The following is a 1,461-nucleotide window of genomic DNA, read 5'->3' on the forward strand; positions in this document are numbered from 1 at the left end:
GAATAAAGACCGTCGGGCTTGCAAACCGTGTCGTCGGGCGCCGTCCATGCACTGCGCACGCCGAACACGAGCTGATCCCTGAATATTGCCGTATCGGTCATGTCGTCCGGTAGCGGCAGCTGTTTGTTTTCGCCGGAAGGCAGCCGAAGGAAGATGTGCGAAGCGAAGAAATTCAGCGTTCGAGCCAGGACCAGATAGCGTCTGTCACCGTCGTACTCGACAGCGGCACCAACGGCGAGATCCTCTTTCTGCGCCTCGAAGATCGGCGTTGCGTCTTCCAGCTTGGTATCGCGCTTCCACAGCTTTATGATTCGCGGATAGCCGGACTCGGTCTTGTCGGCCTCGTCGAAAGCGGCCGAAACAATCACGGTGTCCTTATCCAGCCAGCTGAAACCCGACTTGGAAGCGGGTGCACGAAACCCACCCTCGACAAACGACTTGGTCGCGATGTCGAATTCGCGCATCTCGCTGGCGTCGCCGCCATCCGGCGACATCGAGACAAGGCAAAGGTTGAAGTCGGGATAGAGCCGGCTGGCGCCGCCAAAAACCCATTTTATCCCTTCCTCCGCCGCAAGCTGGTCGAAGTCGATGATCGTTTCCCAGTCGGGCTTCTCGGTCTTGTAGGAAGCGACGGTCGTGCGGCGCCAGAGGCCGAGCACATTGGTCTTGTCCTGCCAGAAATTGTAGACATGGCCGGCTTTTGCCGCGCCGACCGCGATGTTGTCCTCGGCCGTCATCAGGTCGAGCGCGGTCTGGAACGACGCCTGATAGGACGGATCGCCCTGCAATTCGCCAACCGTGATCTCGTTCTGGCGATGTACCCAGTCCAATGACTGCTTGGCTGTCCTGTCCTCCAGCCAGAGAAAGGGATCGTCGGTCGTGGGGGCGGAATTCGGCGTCTGGGTGGCAGGCTTGGTCATGAGGTCTCCGATAAACGCGTTGCTTTGAAAAAGCCAACGCCGACAGGCCGTCGATATTCACCATGTTCAGCGCACAATTGAGGCTTTCCGCCGACCAGCGAGGCTCGCAATGGCCAGCGCCAGGCACAGCAGCCCAAGCGTGATCGGCAGTCCGCCGGCGCCCATAACATCCATGGCGCCCCCCGCCAGCGGCGGCACGGCGATGCCGCCGACCCCCCACATCAAGGAAAAGGCCGCATTGCCGGCGACCAGTGCGGAGCCGGTGAAGCGTTCGCCGAGCTCGATGATCGACATTGTGTAGATGCCGTAGGAAACCGCGCCCCAGACAAAGATCATTGGCCAGATCAGCGGCGACTCGATGAGAAGCGGAAGCAGGACGCAGCCGAGCACCGTGATCGCGACGCAGGCAAGCCGCACCAGGCGCGCGGAAAGCCTTTCCGCCAAAAGGCCGAGCGGCACCTGCATGGCGATGTTGCCGGCGATCATCACCGACAGCAGCGCCGACATGCGGGTTTCGGTGATGCCGTGATGGGTGCCATAG

The 1,461-nt window shown here is 61.1% G+C and carries 1 protein-coding gene and 1 pseudogene; both read right to left on the reverse strand.

Translation table 11 applies throughout. The annotated features are described in order from the left end of the window. A pseudogene (locus ENZ75_RS31660) lies at window positions 1-920 on the reverse strand (prolyl oligopeptidase family protein); the annotation flags it as partial. Between the two features lie 66 nt (window positions 921-986). Continuing rightward, the coding region (locus ENZ75_RS31665) for an MFS transporter (RefSeq protein ID WP_128278615.1) at window positions 987-1,461 on the reverse strand (475 nt) is incomplete at its 5' end.

The organism is Mesorhizobium sp. M7A.F.Ca.CA.002.04.1.1 (assembly GCF_004022805.1).
GTDB classification, from domain to species: Bacteria; Pseudomonadota; Alphaproteobacteria; order Rhizobiales; family Rhizobiaceae; genus Mesorhizobium; species Mesorhizobium ciceri.